Genomic DNA, 15,799 nt, shown 5'->3' on the forward strand with positions numbered 1-15,799 from the left:
TCCCGCCGCACGCCTGAGTCGTCAGGATGACAAGCCGTAAGCTCGCGGTATGTGGGAAAACCGGCATTTGCCGTGAAATGGCCGCGACTTTATCCGCTTCGGCGAGCGGCGGCTTCGCCGGTGGCCCTCAAGCGCCCGAGTTACTGCGGGAACACCCGTACGACCGCGACAGGACGCGCCGCTCACGCCACCATGCGCGCATGGGTCCAGGACCACAAATCGGCCGGCGACAACGACTTCGAAAACAGAAAGCCCTGCAGTTCGTCACAACCGATCGTACGAAGAATGCGCGCCTGATGCTCGCTCTCGACACCCTCGGCGACCACCCGCAGACCCAATTCATGGCCGAGTTCGATGATCGTGCGGACGATGGCGAGGTCCGCGCGGGCATCGAGCATGTCGAGCACGAACGCGCGATCGATCTTGAGCCGATCAAGCGGAAAGCGGTTCAGATAGCTGAGGCTCGAATAGCCGATGCCGAAATCGTCGAGCGCGAGTTTGACTCCGAGCGCGCGGATCGCGTTGATCATGGCGAGATAGTTTTCCGCGTTGTCCATCAACACGGTCTCGGTGATCTCGAGTTCTAGCCGCGACGGCTCGACGCCATGCCGCGCGAGACTGTCCGCGAGCGTGCCGATCAGGTCCGAATCGCGCAACTGGATGGCCGACAGGTTGATCGACACGCGTAGCGGCATCAGGCCTTGCGCGTCCCACTCGGCGATCTGCCGGCAGGCTTCGTCGATCACCCACGCGCCGATCGGAATGATGAGCCGCGTGTCTTCCGCGACCGGAATGAATTGCGCGGGCGACACGATGCCGATTTGCGGGCTGTTCCAACGCAGCAGCCCTTCGACTGCTAGCAGTTCGCCCGTGTGCGCATCGACGCACGGCTGGTACTCGAGCCGGAACTCGTGCATCGCAATGGCGGTGCGCAGGCAGGCTTCGAGCGTCAGCCGGTAGCGGGTGCGTTCGGCGATGTCGGGCGCGAAGAACTTCACGAGATTGCGCCCCGCACCCTTCGCCTGGTACATCGCGGCGTCGGCGTTCTGCATCAGCGTCTCGATGTCCTCGCCGTCCTCGGGGAACAGCGCCACGCCGACACTGCACGACACCTGCAGCGTAACGCCGCCGACCTCGTGCGGCTGGCGCACGAGCGGCAGCAGACGATCCTCGATCGTACGCGTCACGTCCGCCGCGTTGCTGACGCCGTTCAGGATCACCGTGAACTCATCGCCGCCGAGCCGGCTCACTGTGTCGTTGCTGCGCACGGCTTGCAACAGGCGTCGCGAGACCGAGCGCAGCAGACTGTCGCCAATGTGATGACCCAGTGAATCGTTAATGTTCTTGAAGCGGTCGAGATCGATGAACAACACCGCGACGCGCTGCCCGGTGCGCCGCGCGTTGCCGAGCACCACGCCGAGGCGTTTCACGAACAGCTCGCGGTTCGGCAGCTCCGTCAGCACGTCGTGCTCAGCGAGGAACTGGATGCGCGCCTCGCTCTTCTTGCGGTCGGTGATATCGATCAGCGTGCAGATGTAGTGCGACAGGTTCGCGCGCCGGTCGCGCACCGCGCTCACCATCAGCCACGCCGGATAGTCACTGCCCGCGCGCCGGCGCACATGTGCTTCACCGTGCCATGCGCTCAGGCGGTCGACGGAATCGATCACGGCCGGGAGAATGTCGTCATGTTCCTGCGAGGCGAAGAGAAACGCGGGCTCCTTGCCTGTCACGTCGTCGGCGCGATATCCCGTTGCTCGATAGAACGACGCGTTGGCGGTCACGAGCCGCCGTTGCGCATCGAGAATAAGGATCGCTTCCGAGGACGCCTCGAACACCTTGCCCCACAATTCCAGGCGCTGCTCCATCAGTTTGATCTGGTTGATCGGCGTGAAGGCGGTCAGCACGGCGTCGCGCCCCTGGAAGTCGAGGCGCCGCGCCGACAGCATGGCCCATGTGGACTCTTTGGCGGCTTTCCAGTGCACCTCGAATTCGTCGACCGCCTCGCGGTCGGAGAGCTGCTGGAAAAAACGCGCGCGCACCTCCGAGTCGAGGCCGACGGCCCACGGGTCGACCGTACAGCCGTTCAGCCAGTAAAGCGCGGGCTTGTTAGCGTGCAACACCTCGTGCCCCGGGATCGACGTGACGACCATCGGCACCGGGGTCGCCTCGACGAGCGCGTACTGGGCGGCCGACGCGCGTGCGGTCGCGGCGAGTTCCTTCTGCACGTCGCGCTCGCGATCGAGTTGCGCGAGCATGTCGTTGAAACCGCGCACCAGCTGGCCGATTTCGTCCTGACTATGCCAGCGGGCGCGCAGCGAATGGTCGCCCGTGCGCCGCACCGTGTCCATCACGCGCGCGAGCTGGCGCAGTGGCCGCGAAATCTGCTGGGCGACGAAATACACCATGCTCAGGATCGCGCACAGCAGAAATAGCGCTGTGCCGAGATGCAGCCACATGCGCTCAAAGAGGCCGCGCACGCGCTCGTGCAGCAGTCGTTCGAGCTGGTTGCCGGTCGCGCTCCACGCGTCGCTCACGCTCATCACCACGCGCTGCTGGGCGGCATCGAGCGCGGCGAGGGTGGCGTCATCCGAGCCGGCATCGACGGCGGCGCCGGCCACACGCCGATACGCGTCGATCGCGGCGAGCATGCGCGTGAGGGGCGGGCCGATCGTCGTGGTCAGCGTGCCGTTCGTGGCCGCGGCCTCCGCATAGTCGGAACGCAGTCCCTGCAATACCGCATCGAGCTGGCCTTCCAGTACGAGGTAGCGGGTCCGCATCTCGTCGTGGCTCATCCGTGCAGCGTGAAGACGCGCGCCGGCGTCGTGCAGGTGCCGGCCCATCCGGTTGACGTCGCCGAGCAGCTCCGGATAGCGCAGGATGGACAGCGACATCGAGTAGTAGCTGTCGAGGTCCGGGTCCAGAATCAGGTTCGACTGGTTGCCGACGCGTGTGACCAGCTCGCGTGTCGCTTCGAGGCCGACGTCCACTGTCGCGGCGCCCGCATGCGGCGCGGCGCTGGCCGTCAGCGCCGCGAGCACACGCGCATTGAGTTCCGCGCTTTGCATGTTCGCGCCATAGCGGCGCTCCGCGTCGGCGAGCCCGTCCGCCGTGCGTTGCAACTGGGCCGCCGTTCGCGGCTGCCCGGCCCCCGCGAGCGCGAAGTCGATGAGCGCGTCGTGTACGGCCGCGACGTAGGCGTTGCCGACCAGCTCCTTGTCGGAGAAGTCGATCGCGATGTATTTCTCGTGGATCAGAATGCCGCTGATGTACAGCACCGCGCTCAGGTCGAGCAGATAGATCAGCAGCAGCTTGCGGCCGACGCGAAGGCGCGCGAGAAACCGGAAGAACAGATTGCGTTTCATAGGCGCTGCCGCTCGACCGCGAAGCTTTCACCGCGTGCGCCATAAGCCAGACGTTTCACTGCGTTTCTCCATGCGGGGAGCGCCGGACCCGGGTCAGGTCCGAAGGCGGAAAAACCCCCTGATCATGGTATCGACCGGTTGGAGAACTTCTTTAGTCTTCGCTTAAAACTCACCATTACGGTGCCGGAAACGCTGCATCACGGTGCGCATATTCGACGATGACGGGCACGTTCTCACCGTGGTGGCGCGTCGAGCCGCACGATCCATCCTTCCGTTTCCTTGCTCTGTGCCGGATAACGCGTCAGCACGGCAGGGTCGTGACCGGGCACGACGTGTTGCGCGGAGTCCGCCAGTTCGTACGCGCGACGGTAGCCTTCGATCATGTCACCCACGTTGTAGACGGCCGGGAACGGGCGGTTCTGTTCCATGTTCGCGTACAGGTGCGATGCGTCGGAAGCGAGCACCACCCAGCCGCGCTCCGTATGCACACGCACCACCTGCAAGCCGTCGGTATGGCCGCCGACGCGATGCACGCTCAAGCCCGCCGTGATGTTCGACGCGCCGTCATGAAACGCCACGCGGCCGTCGAAAACGCGGCCGACCATGGATTTGACGTCTTCCGGATCGAACGGGTGGTTCAGTGCGCCATGACACATGCAGCGGCCCGTGCAATACGCCATTTCGCGATCCTGCAGGTGGTAGCGCGCCTTCGGAAACAGCGAGCGGTTGCCGGCGTGGTCATAGTGCATATGCGTGACGATCACGTCTTCGACCGTGTCGGGACGGATGCCGATTGCGCCGAGCCCTTCTTCGACAGAATGCGTGATGATGCGGCGGCGCTTCGCGCCCACGTCGGCATCGAAACCCGTGTCGACGAGAAAAGTGCGGCTTTCGCCGACCACCGCCCACACGAAATAATCGAGCGGCATGTTCACATCGTGCGGGTCGCCGCCAATGAAGTTGTCGCGGGCGGGACGGTCGTGATGGGCGTACTTGATCGCGTAAATCTTGTAGTTTTCAGGTGCGGTTGTCATGGCAGAGGCCTCCTGTTCCCAATGTATGAGAGCGCTATCATAGCAAGCGTCCGTCGGCTTGTGTTGCGTTGTTGCGGGCACGGTTCGGACCGTGTCGGGCTGCGCCGGTTGCCGCAACACGGCCCAGAACGCCGCCTGCCATAGGCTACAATCAGCCATCAAATCAAAGAGCCGGATGGGCGAGTGAAAAAGCGTGTGGCGGCCGTCGATGACGGGAAGATCGGGTTGGCAGGCGGGCCGGCAGCGGAAGTGAAAACCACGTCGAGAGCTGCGCGGAAGACGGGCGGGAGCGTGGGCAAGACGCGCCCGGGTGGACAGGCGGTGCGCATGATCGACGTTGCGAAGGCGGCGAACGTGTCCCTGATGACAGTGTCGCGCGCGCTCAACGAACCTGAACGGCTCTCCAAGGAGACCCGCAAGCTGGTGCTCGATACGGTGCGCCGCGTGGGCTATGTTCCGAATCACATCGCGTCGAACCTCGCGTCGGCACGCTCCAACGTGGTCGGTCAGATCGTCCCGAGTATCCAGAACTCGTTGTATTCGCACAGTATCAAGGGCTGCGCCGACGTGCTGCGTGCCGCTGGCAAGCAGTTGTTGCTGGCCGACAGCGGCTACTCGCTCGAAGAAGAAGAGGCGCTGATCGATGCGTTCATCGCCCAGCGTGTGAGCGGCCTCGTGCTGCACGACACCGTGCATACGCCGCGCGCCATCCAGTTGATCCGCGCCGCCGGCATTCCCATTGTTGAAACGGGCGACCTGGTGCGCACGCCGCTCGACATGGCGGTCAGCTACTCGAATTTCAACGCAGCCAAGGAAATGACGCTGTATCTGGCAGGACGCGGCTACAAGTCGATCGGTTTCGTCTGCCTCGCCACCAAAAACAACATGCGTGCCCGCGAGCGACTGAAGGGCTATCACGCGGCGCTCGCCGCGCTCGGTCGCGAGCGCAACCCCGCCCTGGTGCGCGAAGTGGAGGGCGGTTTGACCTCCGGCGCACATGCGATGGTGGACATGATGCAGCGCGCGCCGGAAGTAGACGCGATCTTCTTCGCTGGCGACGTGCTCGCCGTCGGCGCGCTTTTCGAAGCGCAGCGGCGTAACTGGAAAGTGCCGGAACGCATTGCGATTGCCGGCTTTGACGATCTCGACATCCTGCGCCACACGGTGCCGCGCCTGACGTGCCTGAACCTGCCGCGCCTCGAGATCGGCCGACGCAGCGCCGAAGCGCTGCTGCAAAGAATGCGCGACGAGCCGGTCGTGCCGGCGCGACTCGACCTCGGGTTCGAAATCATCCAGCGCGAAAGCACCTGAGGCTGCGGTTTCATTGCTGTTGAACCTGCGGGGCGCACAATGCGCCCCTTCTTTTTGTGCCTTTCGAACGGCTTGCCGCGTGGCTCGACGCTGGCTGCGCAGCGGCGCTGTGGCCGTTCGGTCGTGCACTTCTTGCCTGTTCCCGGGCAATTCCCGATATTGCGGCGCCCGTTCTTTTCGGTTAAGTTAGCGCTATCATTCAAAGCGGCGAACGTTGGTGTTTCGCCACGGCCTGGCAACGGGCATGCTTTCGACAGGGAAAATCGCGGAATGAAGGGGAGAATTGCACTCGTCACCGGCTCGTCGCACGGGCTGGGTTTGTCGATGGCCGATGCGCTTGCAGCCGCCGGCTGCCGGGTCGTGCTGCATGGTGTCGAAACGGCCGAGCAGGTCGAACCGGCGCGTGCGGCCTTCGAGCACAAGCATGGTTATCGCGCGGACTATCTGCAGGTGGACCTCGGCGATGCACGCGCGGTCGAGCGGATGATGTTCGAAACGATCGAACGGGTCGGTGCGATCGACGTGCTGATCAACAATGCCGTGGTGCGCCATTTCGCGCCGATCGAAGCGTTTCCCGTAGACAGATGGGACCAGGCGCTGTCAGTCAACCTGAGCGCGGCATTCCATGCGATCCGTCTGGCGCTGCCGGGCATGCGTGAACGCGGCTGGGGCCGCATTTTCAACATGACTTCGGTGTATGGCATGCGCGGCACGGTGAATCGCGTCGATTACGTGACGACCAAGTCCGCGCTCCTCGGTCTGACGCGCGCGGTGGCCGCCGAAACGATGGGGCAGGGCGTCACTTGCAATGCGGTCTGTCCGGGCGCCGTGCATACGCCCACTAGCGAGAACCGCATCCAGGCGCTGATGGAAGTCGAGGGGCTGGACCGCGCAATGGCAATCGAGCGTTTTCTGGCAGGCAAACAGCCGACCGGCCATTTTGTCCAGGCGTCGCATGTCGCGGATCTGGTGGTGTTCCTGTGCAGCGACGCGGCGGCGGAGATGACGGGCGCGATGCTGCCCGTCGACGGTGGTTGGCTGGCGACGTAACTTCCAGGTGACGGTCAGGGTCGAGCCTCGTCCGGGCAGGGTCTGAACCCGCTACCTGTAGCGGCGCGCTTCAATCCTGCGAGGTGTCTGATCGAGGCGCGGAGAAGGTGAGGCGCTCCGTTTTTGTCGCGTCACACGCTGTTCGTATGATAGCGCTATCCTATATTGCTTGATAACGGACCACGCCAACTCGCCGCGACGACTTGAAAATGGCGCTCGCAGCGTGTGGCACCGTAGCTGGTGCCTCTCAAATGCGCGCAGAATTGCCTATGCGTGGACACGCCTGAACGTCATGCACTGCAACACAAAAAGAAGCCTCGGAACACACAATCTCGTCTTGACCGATTGTATGACAGGAATATAATCCACTCTCATGTTACCGCTCACATTCGGTGGTGGAGTGGTGGTAAAGGCAGCAGAACCAGAACAACCAGAACAAAGCCATTGACGGAGACTGCATCCATGCAGAACGAAGCAACGATTGGATACCGGCTGGACAGCCTGCCGCTGTCCGGTTATCACTGGCGGTTGCTCGGGCTGATTGCCGCGGGCATGTACTTCGATTCGTTCGATATCTACATCGCCGGCACGGTGCTTGCCGCGATGATCCATAGTGGCGAATCCACGCTGAAACTCAATGCGATATTCGTGTCCGTCACGTTCGTCGGCATGATGTCGGGCGCCTGGCTCTCCGGCCTGCTCGGCGACCGGTTCGGGCGGCGCTTCTGCTACCAGTTCAACCTCGGTATTTACGGCTTCGCGTCGATCGCCGCGGCCCTCGCGCCGTCCATGTACTGGCTGATCTTCTTCCGTCTCGTGATGGGAGTCGGTATGGGCGCGGAAATCGTGGTCGGCTACGGCACGTTGAGCGAGTTCATTCCGGCCGCGTGGCGGGGCCGCTTCGGCACGATCCTCAATCTGATCATCAACACTTCGTTGTTCCTGTCGACCTTTCTCGGCTGGCTGATCGTGCCGCACTACGGCTGGCGCTGGATGTTCGCGATCGCGGGCTGCGGCGCGCTCTTCGTGTGGTTCCTGCGCAAGTCGATGCCGGAGTCGCCGCGCTGGCTCGCTTCGCGCAATCGCGCCGAAGAAGCGGATCAGGTCGTATCGACTATCGAAAAAGCGTGCGGGGTCGATTCCGCCACGGCGATCGCGGCAGCCGCCCAGCAACCGCGCCGCGCCGCGCCGGGTAACGGGCGTCTGGCCGATCTGTTCTCGCGGCGCCTCCTCACGCGCACCGTTACCGGCATCACCGTGCTGGTCGCGCTCTTCATCGTCAATTACGCGTTCGTCAGCTGGATTCCGACCTTCCTCGTCAAGCAGGGCCACAGCGTGTCGAATTCGCTCGGCCTGACGAGCGTGATGTTCGCCGGTGGTCCGGTCGGCTCGCTGATCGCCTTTGCGCTCGCCGAACGCGTCGGCCGCAAATGGGGCATTGTGTTGTTTTCGCTGATATGCGCGGCCTTCGGCGCGGCCTATCCGTTCGCGCAATCGGAAGTGGCGATCACCGCGCTTGGTTTTGCGATCACCTGCTGTATCTACGTGCTGTCGTCGTTCAGCGTCGCGACCTACGTGCCGGAACTGTTCCCGACCGAATTGCGGCTGCGCGGTTCGGGCGTGTCGAACACAGCAGGGCGCGCGGTCAGCATCACCGTGCCCTACGTCGTGGCTTGGGCTTTCACGGGTTTCGGCATTGCCGGTGTCCTGACGCTGATCGTCGGCACGCTGCTCGTGCAGGCGTTGATCGTCGGCGTGCTTGGTGCGGAGACCCGGAAGCGTTCGCTCGAATCGATCGCCGCCGAAGTCAGCGACACGATCGACGCGTCCGGCCAGACAGTCAGCACTCGCGCGGCTTCGGCCACGGAACCGTAAGCGCGAATTGCGAGCGGCGCATCCGCACAAGGTAACGCAGCGAATCAAGAGAAACATCCGGTAGAGGACACACCCGCACATGGCAGCGCAGTCAGACAGCAGTTCAAGCCAGACCATCACGAACAGCGACGCCGATCGCGTGACGCAGCGCGTCGCGCAATGGGTGGCGGACACGACGTGGCAAGACGTGCCGCCCGCCGTGCGCCACGAAGCGAAGCGCTCGCTCGTCAACTATGTGGCCGTCGCGCTGGCGGGCTGCTCCGACCCGACACTCGAAAAGGCGGTACGCACGTATCAGCGTTTTAGCGCCGGGCAGGGTTCGAGCGTGATCGGCCGCGGGGAGCGCTTCGACATGCTGAACGCCGCGGCGCTCAATGCCATGAGCGCGAACGTATTCGATTTCGACGACACGCACATCCCGACGATCATCCATCCAACCGCACCGGTCGCCGCCGCGCTATTCGCGTTCGCCGAGTCGCTCGCGGAGATCGTTCCCGACGCCCGTCCGCTGACTGGCGAAGCGCTGCTGCTCGCGTTCGTCGTCGGCGTGGAAGTGGAATGCCGGATCGGCAATGCGGTTTCACCCGAGCACTATCGGCGCGGCTGGCATATCACGTCGACCTGCGGCGTGTTCGGCTCGGCGGCGGCGATTGCCAAAGCACAAGGCCTGAGTGTGCAACAGATCGGCTGGGCACTCGGCAACGCGTCGGCGCAGGCGGGCGGTCTCGTCGAGACGCTCGGCACGATGTCGAAGAGCATCAGTGTCGGCAATGCGGCGCGCAACGGCCTGCTGTCCGCGCTGCTCGCCGCCGACGACTTCTCCGGTCCCGACGCTCCGCTCGAAGGCACGCGCGGTTTCCTGCGCGTGAGCGCAACGAAGCCGGATGTCGAGGCGTTGACGCGTGAGCTCGGCCACGAATGGGCACTGCTGTCGAACACCTATAAACCGTACCCGTGCGGCGTGGTGCTGAACCCTGTGATCGATGCGTGTCTCGATCTGCGCCGCGATGCGCGCTGGAGCGTGGACGACGTCGAGCGTGTCGAGCTGACCGGACATCCGTTGCTGCGCGAGCGCACCGACAGGCCGAACGTGCGCACCGGGCGGGAATCACAGGTCAGTGCCCAGCATGCGGTAGCGGTCGCGCTGGCCACGGGCAAAGCGAGCCTCACGGAGTTCGACGACAGCGCGGTGGCCAACCCGTCGCTGCGTGCGTTCGGCGCGCGTCTGCGCTTTATCGACGATGCATCGTGGCCGGTGGAATCCGCCCAGGTGGCCGTCGTGCTGCGCTCGGGCGAAACGGTGTCACGGCGTATTCACGCGGCGCGTGGCAGTCTCGCGGCACCGCTCGCCGATGTCGAACTCGCGGCGAAACTGCGCGATCTGAGCGCCCACGGCGGCTCGGGCGTGGCGCCGCAACCGCTGATCGACGCGCTGTGGCGTTTCGACCGCGAACCGGATGCCGCGTCGCTAATGCGACTCGCGCGCGCGGCCTGAATGGCGCAACGAAAACAGCTTTCCAACAGATGAGGACAGTCATGTCGAGCAGTGATGAAGGCAACAACACGATCGGGTTTGTCGGTGTAGGCGTGATGGGGCGGCCGATGGCGCGCCGTCTCATCGAGGCGGGTCATACGCTCGTCGTGTTCGATCGCGACGAGCAGGCGGTCGCGGAATTGACGGCGCTCGGCGCGCGCGCGGCGAAATCCGTGAAAGAGCTGGCCGACACCGCGCGCATCGTATTTACGAGTCTGCCTACGCCGGCAATCTTCAGGCAGGTCGCGCTCGGCGAAGGCGGACTGATCGAGGGCGGCGCGCTGAAGATTCTCGTCGATCTGTCCACGGTCGGATCGCGCATGGAAAAGGAAGTGGCCGACGGTCTGCTCGCGAAGGGTATCGACACCGTCGATGCACCGGTGAGCGGCGGCGCCGCCGGAGCGAAGAAGGGCACGCTCGCGATCATGATGGCCGGCAAACCGGCCGCGCTCGACCAGGTGCGCGGCCTTTTCGAGGTGCTCGGCAAGGTGTTCGTGGTCGGCGATCAGCCGGGCCAGGGGCAGTTGCTCAAGCTGCTGAACAACATGCTGTCGTCCACGGCATTTGCGATTACGTCGGAAGCGTTTGTCGCCGGCGTGCGTGGCGGCCTCGATCCGGAAGTGATGATGTCGGTGATCAATTCGGGCAGCGGCAAGAACGGCGCGACGATGGACAAATTCCCGAAGCATGTGCTGCCGGGCAGCTTCGATTTCGGCTTTCCGGTTGGCAGCGTGTGCAAGGACATCGGCCTCGCGGTCGACGAATGTCAGGCGCTCGGCGTGCCGATGTGGGTCGGCAGCGTCGCGCGTCAGGTGTGGAATTACGCGGCGATGCAGGACGGCTCGAAACGCGACATGACCGAACTCGTCAAGTACGTCGAACGCTGGTCGTCGGGTGAAGGACTGAAAGACTGAATTCGCCGCGAGCGAAACTCATTGGCTGCGGCCATCTGATTATCTCGAAGGAGAGGTACATGATCGTTGAAATGCGTATTTACCATTGTGCGCCGACGCGCCTGCCGGCACTGCTCGAACGCTTCACGTCGACCACGCTCGGCTTTTTCGAAAAGTACGGCATCGAACAGATTGGTTTCTGGACCACGCTGATCGGTCCGAGCAATCACGCGCTGACCTATATGGTGAAGTGGGAAAGCCTCGCGGAGCGCGAGCAGAAATGGAACGCGTTCCAGGCCGATCCCGACTGGATCGCCAAACGGGCGGCGACAGAAGCTGACAAGCCGATCGTCGAGCGCATCGAGAACCACTTCCTCACGCCGACCGCCTTCTCGGCGCTGCGCTAGGAGAGCTTTCTCATGACACAAGCCAAACGGGTCGGTTTCATCGGCCTCGGCATGATGGGCGCACCGATGGTGCAATGCCTTCGCAACGCGGGCTTCGAACTGTTCATCGACGACGCAGACGCGGCGCGCGCCGATGCGCTGGCAGAACAGACCGGCGCGCACCGTCTGAGCGCGGATAACGCGGGTGCGCTCGACGTCCTGATCACCATGCTGCCCAACTCGGCGATCGTCGAGGCCGTGGTGCTCGGCGACGGGGACAACACGGGCTGGGCCGCGCGGCTCGCGAAAGGCGCGGTAGTGATCGATATGAGTTCGTCGGAGCCGGAGCGTTCGCGCGAACTCGGCAAGACGCTCGAAGCGCAGGGCCTCGCGTATCTGGATGCGCCCGTGTCGGGCGGCGTCAAACGCGCGAAGGAAGGCACGCTGGCGATTCTGGCCGGTGGCCATGCGGACGTGCTCGCGTGCTGCAAGCCGCTGCTCGCCGCGATGGGCGCGAACGTGCTGCATATCGGCGCGGCGGGTGCCGGGCATGCGGCCAAGGCGCTCAACAACTATGTGTCGGCGGCGAGTGTCGCGGCGACAGTCGAGGCGCTGCAAATCGCCGGCCGCTTTGGTATCGAGCCGGCGGTGATGACGGATGTGCTCAATGCGTCGACGGGCCGCAGCAATACGTCGGAGAACAAGGCCAGGCAGTTCATGCTGAGCGGCACGTTCGCTTCCGGCTTCGCGTTGCAGTTGATGAACAAGGATTTGAAGATTGCCCGCGCGCTTGCACAGGCGGTGGGGCATCCCATGACGTTCGGTGCGACCTGCGTCGACGTGTGGGACGAAGCGGCACAGCGCTCCACGCCCGCCACCGACCACACCGAGCTATACCGGCTCCTGCCCGGCGCCGCGTCCTGAACCTGTTTTCTGATCCATTGATTCCGGAGCCTGTCATGCCACGTGCAGCCCAGTTTTATATCGACGGACGTTGGGTCGAGCCCGCGTCCGCCGTCTGGTTCGACATCGTCGATCCATCGACTGAAACGTCCTTCGAAAAACTCGCGATGGGCAACGCTGAAGATGTCGATCGCGCTGTCGCCGCTGCGCGCCGCGCGTTCGCGGCCTGGGCGGCGACGAGCGTCGCTGAACGCGTCGCATTGCTCAAGCGCATTGTCACGATCTACGAGCGCCGCTACGACGAATTCGCCGAGGTGATGCGCCGCGAAATGGGCGCGCCGATCACGTTCGCGCGCAACGGTCAGGCGGCGCGCGGCCCGGCGCATCTGAATGCGTTGATCGACGTGCTCGAACGCTTCGAGTTCGAGGAGCAGCGCGGCGGCACGCGTGTGGTGCTCGAACCGATCGGCGTGTGCGGTTTGATCACGCCGTGGAACTGGCCGGTCAACCAGATCGTCGTGAAGATCGCACCGGCGCTCGCGGCCGGCTGCACGATGGTGCTCAAGCCAAGCGAGTATTCGCCGCTAAGCGCTCTGCTGTTCGCCGAAGTGCTCGACGAAGCGGGTCTGCCGGCCGGCGTGTTCAATCTCGTCAACGGCGACGGGCCTGGGGTCGGCTCGGCGATCGCGAGCCATCCGGATATCGACATGGTGTCGTTCACCGGTTCGACCCGCGCCGGCGTGCTGGTCGCGCAGTCTGCTGCGGAAACGGTCAAACGCGTCGCTCAGGAACTGGGCGGCAAGTCGGCCAACATCCTGCTCGACGACGTCGACCTGGATCAGGCGGTGACGCGCGGCGTCGCCGGCTGCTTCACCAACTCGGGCCAGTCGTGCTCGATTCCGACCCGCATGCTGGTGCCGCGTCATTTGATGAACGATGCCGCGCAGATCGCGAAGCGCGCCGCGCAGGCGTATCGGCTCGGACCGACCGACGACCCTGCGACGCAGCTTGGCCCGCTCGTCAACGCGAACCAGTTCAAGCGCGTGCAAGCGCTGATCCAGACCGGCATCGACGAAGGCGCGCGTCTCGTCACGGGCGGCACGGGCCGGCCGGATGGCATCGACAAGGGCTACTATGCGCGCCCGACCGTGTTCGCCGATGTCGCGCCGCACATGACCATCGCTCGCGAGGAAATTTTCGGGCCGGTGTTGTCGATGATTCCCTACGACTCGGAGGAGCAGGCGATCGACATTGCAAACGGTACGGAATACGGCCTCGCGGGCTACGTGCAATCCGCGGACGTCGCGCGTGCGCGCAAGGTGGGACGCGCGTTGCGCGCGGGGGGCGTGCATCTGAATTACCCGCCCGCCGATTTCGGCGCGCCCTTCGGCGGCTACAAGCGGTCGGGCAATGGCCGGGAATGGGGCGAAGCGGGCCTGCGCGAATATCTGGAAACCAAGGCGCTGGTCGGCTACGGCGTGGATTGACGCGCTGCGGCTCGCAGCAGGCCGAAAAAATTTTCTCCGCCTGACTTGTCCGACAATCATCCAGTCAGGCAAACACCTGCCGGATTGAACTTCAAAGGAAACACGATGGATACCAACGACCGCTTCAACAAGGGTTTCGAAAATCGCAAGGAAGTACTGGGCGCCGCTCACGTCGAAAAATCGTGGGCCAATGCCGACGACTTCAACCGGCCGATGCAGAAGTTCGTCACCGAAAGTTGCTGGGGCGACATCTGGGGCGACCCGACGCTGTCGTTCAAGACGCGCAGCATGTTGAACCTCGGCATGCTGACGGCGATGAGCCAGCATCACGAATTGTCGGTGCATGTGAAGGGCGCGCTGCGCAACGGCGTGAGCAAGGAAGAAATCCGCGCGGTGCTGATGCAGGCCGCCGTTTATTGCGGCGCGCCGCTCGCGCTCGCGGCTTTCCGCGTGGCGAGCGAGGCGATCAGGACATACGAAGCGGAAACAGGCGCGGCCTGACGCGGCAACCCATCCGGACAGCTAACGGCTGACAGCACACGGGAAAGCGCAAGGGGAATCGCACCGCGCGGTGCGAATAACGAATGGAGACAGAGATGAAAGCGTTGACTGGGAATGACGTTGCAATGTCGGAGGGCGAGCAGTCGATTGAAACGAAGAGGCACAACGCGATCAAGGGCGCGTTCTTCTCCGAGTTCATCGATATGTTCGATATCTATCTGCCGGTGGTGGTGTTGTCACCGGTGCTTGGATATTTCCAGCCGCCGCATCTGTCGACCGGCATGGAGACGGTCCTGGCGTCACTCGTGTTTATCACGACGCTGCTCGGCCGTCCGGTCGGGTCGTTGCTGTTCGGCATGATCGCGGACCGCATTGGCCGCCGCATGGCGTCGATCTGGTCGGTATCGGGCTTTGGGGTGGTGACGCTGCTGATCGCGCTGCTGCCCGGCTATGAAAGCATCGGCATTGTGTCTTACTGGCTGCTGGTGCTGCTGCGCTTTGTCGACGGGATTTTTCTGGGCGGCGGGTATACGGGTGCGATGCCGCTCGCGATCGAGTACTCGAAGAAAGAGCAACGCGGCTTTGTCGGCGGCTTCATCATTGCCGGTTTTCCGGCCGCGTACGTGACGATCAACCTCGTCGCGATGCTCATGTTCGCGCTGTTTCCGCTGAACGGCATGCATTCGCCGTATGCGCAATGGGGCTGGCGCATTCCGTTCGTGCTCGGCGCGGCGCTCGCGGGCCTGCTGACGATGTACTACGTACGCAAGGTCGCCGAATCGGAGATCTGGGAGAGCGAGGCGGCCGACAAGGCGGCCACCACCGAAAAGCTGCCGCTCTCCGACCTGCTGCGCGGCAAGAGCGGGCGCAACCTGCTGCAGGTGCTGGTGATGATGACAGGCTTCTGGCTTACGCAAAACATCATCACGATTTATCTGCCGACCGGCCTGCTGGTGAAGACACTGCATCTGACAGGCTTTCAGATGACCGCGACGCTGATGGTCACGTACTTCGTGCTGTTTTTCAGCTACATCGGCTCGGGGCTGATTGCGCAGCGCATTGGACGGCGCCGCTTCTTTGTGATCGTCGGCCCGCTGATCGCCACGGTCGGCGCGGTGCTGCTGTACGTGCTGGCGAATGTGGACGGGCTGTCGCTGCCGGCCATCATGGCGCTGGTGTGCGTGCTGGCGGTGCTCGTCACGTCGCCGTGGGGCGTGATCGTCACGTACATCAACGAGCGCTTCGTGACGGATGTGCGCGCAACCGGTTTCGGCGTCGGCTTCAGTCTGTCGGTGATTATCCCTTCGTTTTACGCGTTCTATATGAACTGGCTCGGCGCTTTCATGCCGCTGCGGCTGACCTCGGTCGTGCTGCTGTGCATGGGTGGCCTGATCGGCATGATCGGCGCGCTGATGGGCCCGGAAACGAAGGATGTCGATTTCTGATTTTGAAGGAGGAATGGA

General features: G+C 63.8%; 12 protein-coding genes. 10 read left to right on the forward strand and 2 right to left on the reverse strand.

Features of this window, described 5'->3' with window-relative positions; genetic code table 11:
* Positions 1–182: 182 nt before the first annotated feature.
* Together BLW71_RS34345 and BLW71_RS34350 are read right to left on the reverse strand one after the other, a co-directional pair.
* On the reverse strand, positions 183–3,362 hold the full coding sequence (locus BLW71_RS34345; protein WP_091807611.1) for an EAL domain-containing protein: 3,180 nt from the start codon (positions 3,360–3,362) through the stop codon (positions 183–185).
* A 233-nt stretch (positions 3,363–3,595) separates the two neighbouring features.
* Positions 3,596–4,396 (reverse strand): N-acyl homoserine lactonase family protein, encoded by an 801-nt coding sequence (locus BLW71_RS34350; RefSeq protein ID WP_091807614.1) that lies wholly within the window; start codon positions 4,394–4,396, stop codon positions 3,596–3,598.
* Positions 4,397–4,579: 183 nt separating this feature from the next.
* Here BLW71_RS34350 and BLW71_RS34355 point away from each other — a divergent pair, with 183 nt between their 5' ends.
* The 10 genes from BLW71_RS34355 (at position 4,580) to BLW71_RS34400 (ending at position 15,781) form a co-directional block, all read left to right on the forward strand.
* Complete coding sequence (locus BLW71_RS34355) at positions 4,580–5,707, forward strand: LacI family DNA-binding transcriptional regulator (protein WP_286162185.1); 1,128 nt, start codon at positions 4,580–4,582, stop codon at positions 5,705–5,707.
* Positions 5,708–5,977: 270 nt separating this feature from the next.
* Positions 5,978–6,757, forward strand: a complete 780-nt coding sequence (locus tag BLW71_RS34360) for an SDR family oxidoreductase (protein ID WP_091807616.1) — start codon at positions 5,978–5,980, stop codon at positions 6,755–6,757.
* 462 nt (positions 6,758–7,219) lie between these two features.
* Positions 7,220–8,632: an MFS transporter gene (locus tag BLW71_RS34365; RefSeq protein ID WP_091807619.1), complete on the forward strand. Its 1,413-nt coding sequence runs from the start codon at positions 7,220–7,222 to the stop codon at positions 8,630–8,632.
* A gap of 79 nt (positions 8,633–8,711) precedes the next feature.
* Positions 8,712–10,127 carry an MmgE/PrpD family protein gene (locus BLW71_RS34370; protein WP_091807621.1) on the forward strand — a complete coding sequence of 472 codons (1,416 nt, stop codon included), beginning with the start codon at positions 8,712–8,714 and terminating at the stop codon, positions 10,125–10,127.
* Between the two features lie 41 nt (positions 10,128–10,168).
* Positions 10,169–11,080, forward strand: a complete 912-nt coding sequence (locus BLW71_RS34375) for an NAD(P)-dependent oxidoreductase (RefSeq protein ID WP_408352989.1) — start codon at positions 10,169–10,171, stop codon at positions 11,078–11,080.
* Between the two features lie 59 nt (positions 11,081–11,139).
* Positions 11,140–11,466 (forward strand): NIPSNAP family protein, encoded by a 327-nt coding sequence (locus BLW71_RS34380; protein WP_091807625.1) that lies wholly within the window; start codon positions 11,140–11,142, stop codon positions 11,464–11,466.
* Between the two features lie 12 nt (positions 11,467–11,478).
* Entirely contained in the window at positions 11,479–12,369 is an 891-nt protein-coding gene (locus BLW71_RS34385; protein WP_091807627.1) for an NAD(P)-dependent oxidoreductase, read from the forward strand.
* Between the two features lie 35 nt (positions 12,370–12,404).
* Entirely contained in the window at positions 12,405–13,835 is a 1,431-nt protein-coding gene (locus BLW71_RS34390) for an aldehyde dehydrogenase family protein (protein WP_091807629.1), read from the forward strand.
* Positions 13,836–13,940: 105 nt separating this feature from the next.
* Positions 13,941–14,336 carry a carboxymuconolactone decarboxylase family protein gene (locus tag BLW71_RS34395; protein ID WP_091807631.1) on the forward strand — a complete coding sequence of 132 codons (396 nt, stop codon included), beginning with the start codon at positions 13,941–13,943 and terminating at the stop codon, positions 14,334–14,336.
* A 95-nt stretch (positions 14,337–14,431) separates the two neighbouring features.
* Positions 14,432–15,781 (forward strand): MFS transporter, encoded by a 1,350-nt coding sequence (locus BLW71_RS34400; RefSeq protein WP_091807633.1) that lies wholly within the window; start codon positions 14,432–14,434, stop codon positions 15,779–15,781.
* The last annotated feature ends 18 nt before the right edge of the window (positions 15,782–15,799 follow it).

This window comes from Burkholderia sp. WP9, from assembly GCF_900104795.1.
GTDB lineage: Bacteria > Pseudomonadota > Gammaproteobacteria > Burkholderiales > Burkholderiaceae > Paraburkholderia.

Coding starts and splice junctions, on each gene's coding strand:
- BLW71_RS34345 (WP_091807611.1), bottom strand. CDS start 3,362: ATGAAACGCAATCTGTTCTTCCGGTTTCTCGCGCGCCTTCGCGTCGGC.
- BLW71_RS34350 (WP_091807614.1), bottom strand. CDS start 4,396: ATGACAACCGCACCTGAAAACTACAAGATTTACGCGATCAAGTACGCC.
- BLW71_RS34360 (WP_091807616.1), top strand. CDS start 5,978: ATGAAGGGGAGAATTGCACTCGTCACCGGCTCGTCGCACGGGCTGGGT.
- BLW71_RS34365 (WP_091807619.1), top strand. CDS start 7,220: ATGCAGAACGAAGCAACGATTGGATACCGGCTGGACAGCCTGCCGCTG.
- BLW71_RS34370 (WP_091807621.1), top strand. CDS start 8,712: ATGGCAGCGCAGTCAGACAGCAGTTCAAGCCAGACCATCACGAACAGC.
- BLW71_RS34375 (WP_408352989.1), top strand. CDS start 10,169: ATGTCGAGCAGTGATGAAGGCAACAACACGATCGGGTTTGTCGGTGTA.
- BLW71_RS34380 (WP_091807625.1), top strand. CDS start 11,140: ATGATCGTTGAAATGCGTATTTACCATTGTGCGCCGACGCGCCTGCCG.
- BLW71_RS34385 (WP_091807627.1), top strand. CDS start 11,479: ATGACACAAGCCAAACGGGTCGGTTTCATCGGCCTCGGCATGATGGGC.
- BLW71_RS34390 (WP_091807629.1), top strand. CDS start 12,405: ATGCCACGTGCAGCCCAGTTTTATATCGACGGACGTTGGGTCGAGCCC.
- BLW71_RS34395 (WP_091807631.1), top strand. CDS start 13,941: ATGGATACCAACGACCGCTTCAACAAGGGTTTCGAAAATCGCAAGGAA.
- BLW71_RS34400 (WP_091807633.1), top strand. CDS start 14,432: ATGAAAGCGTTGACTGGGAATGACGTTGCAATGTCGGAGGGCGAGCAG.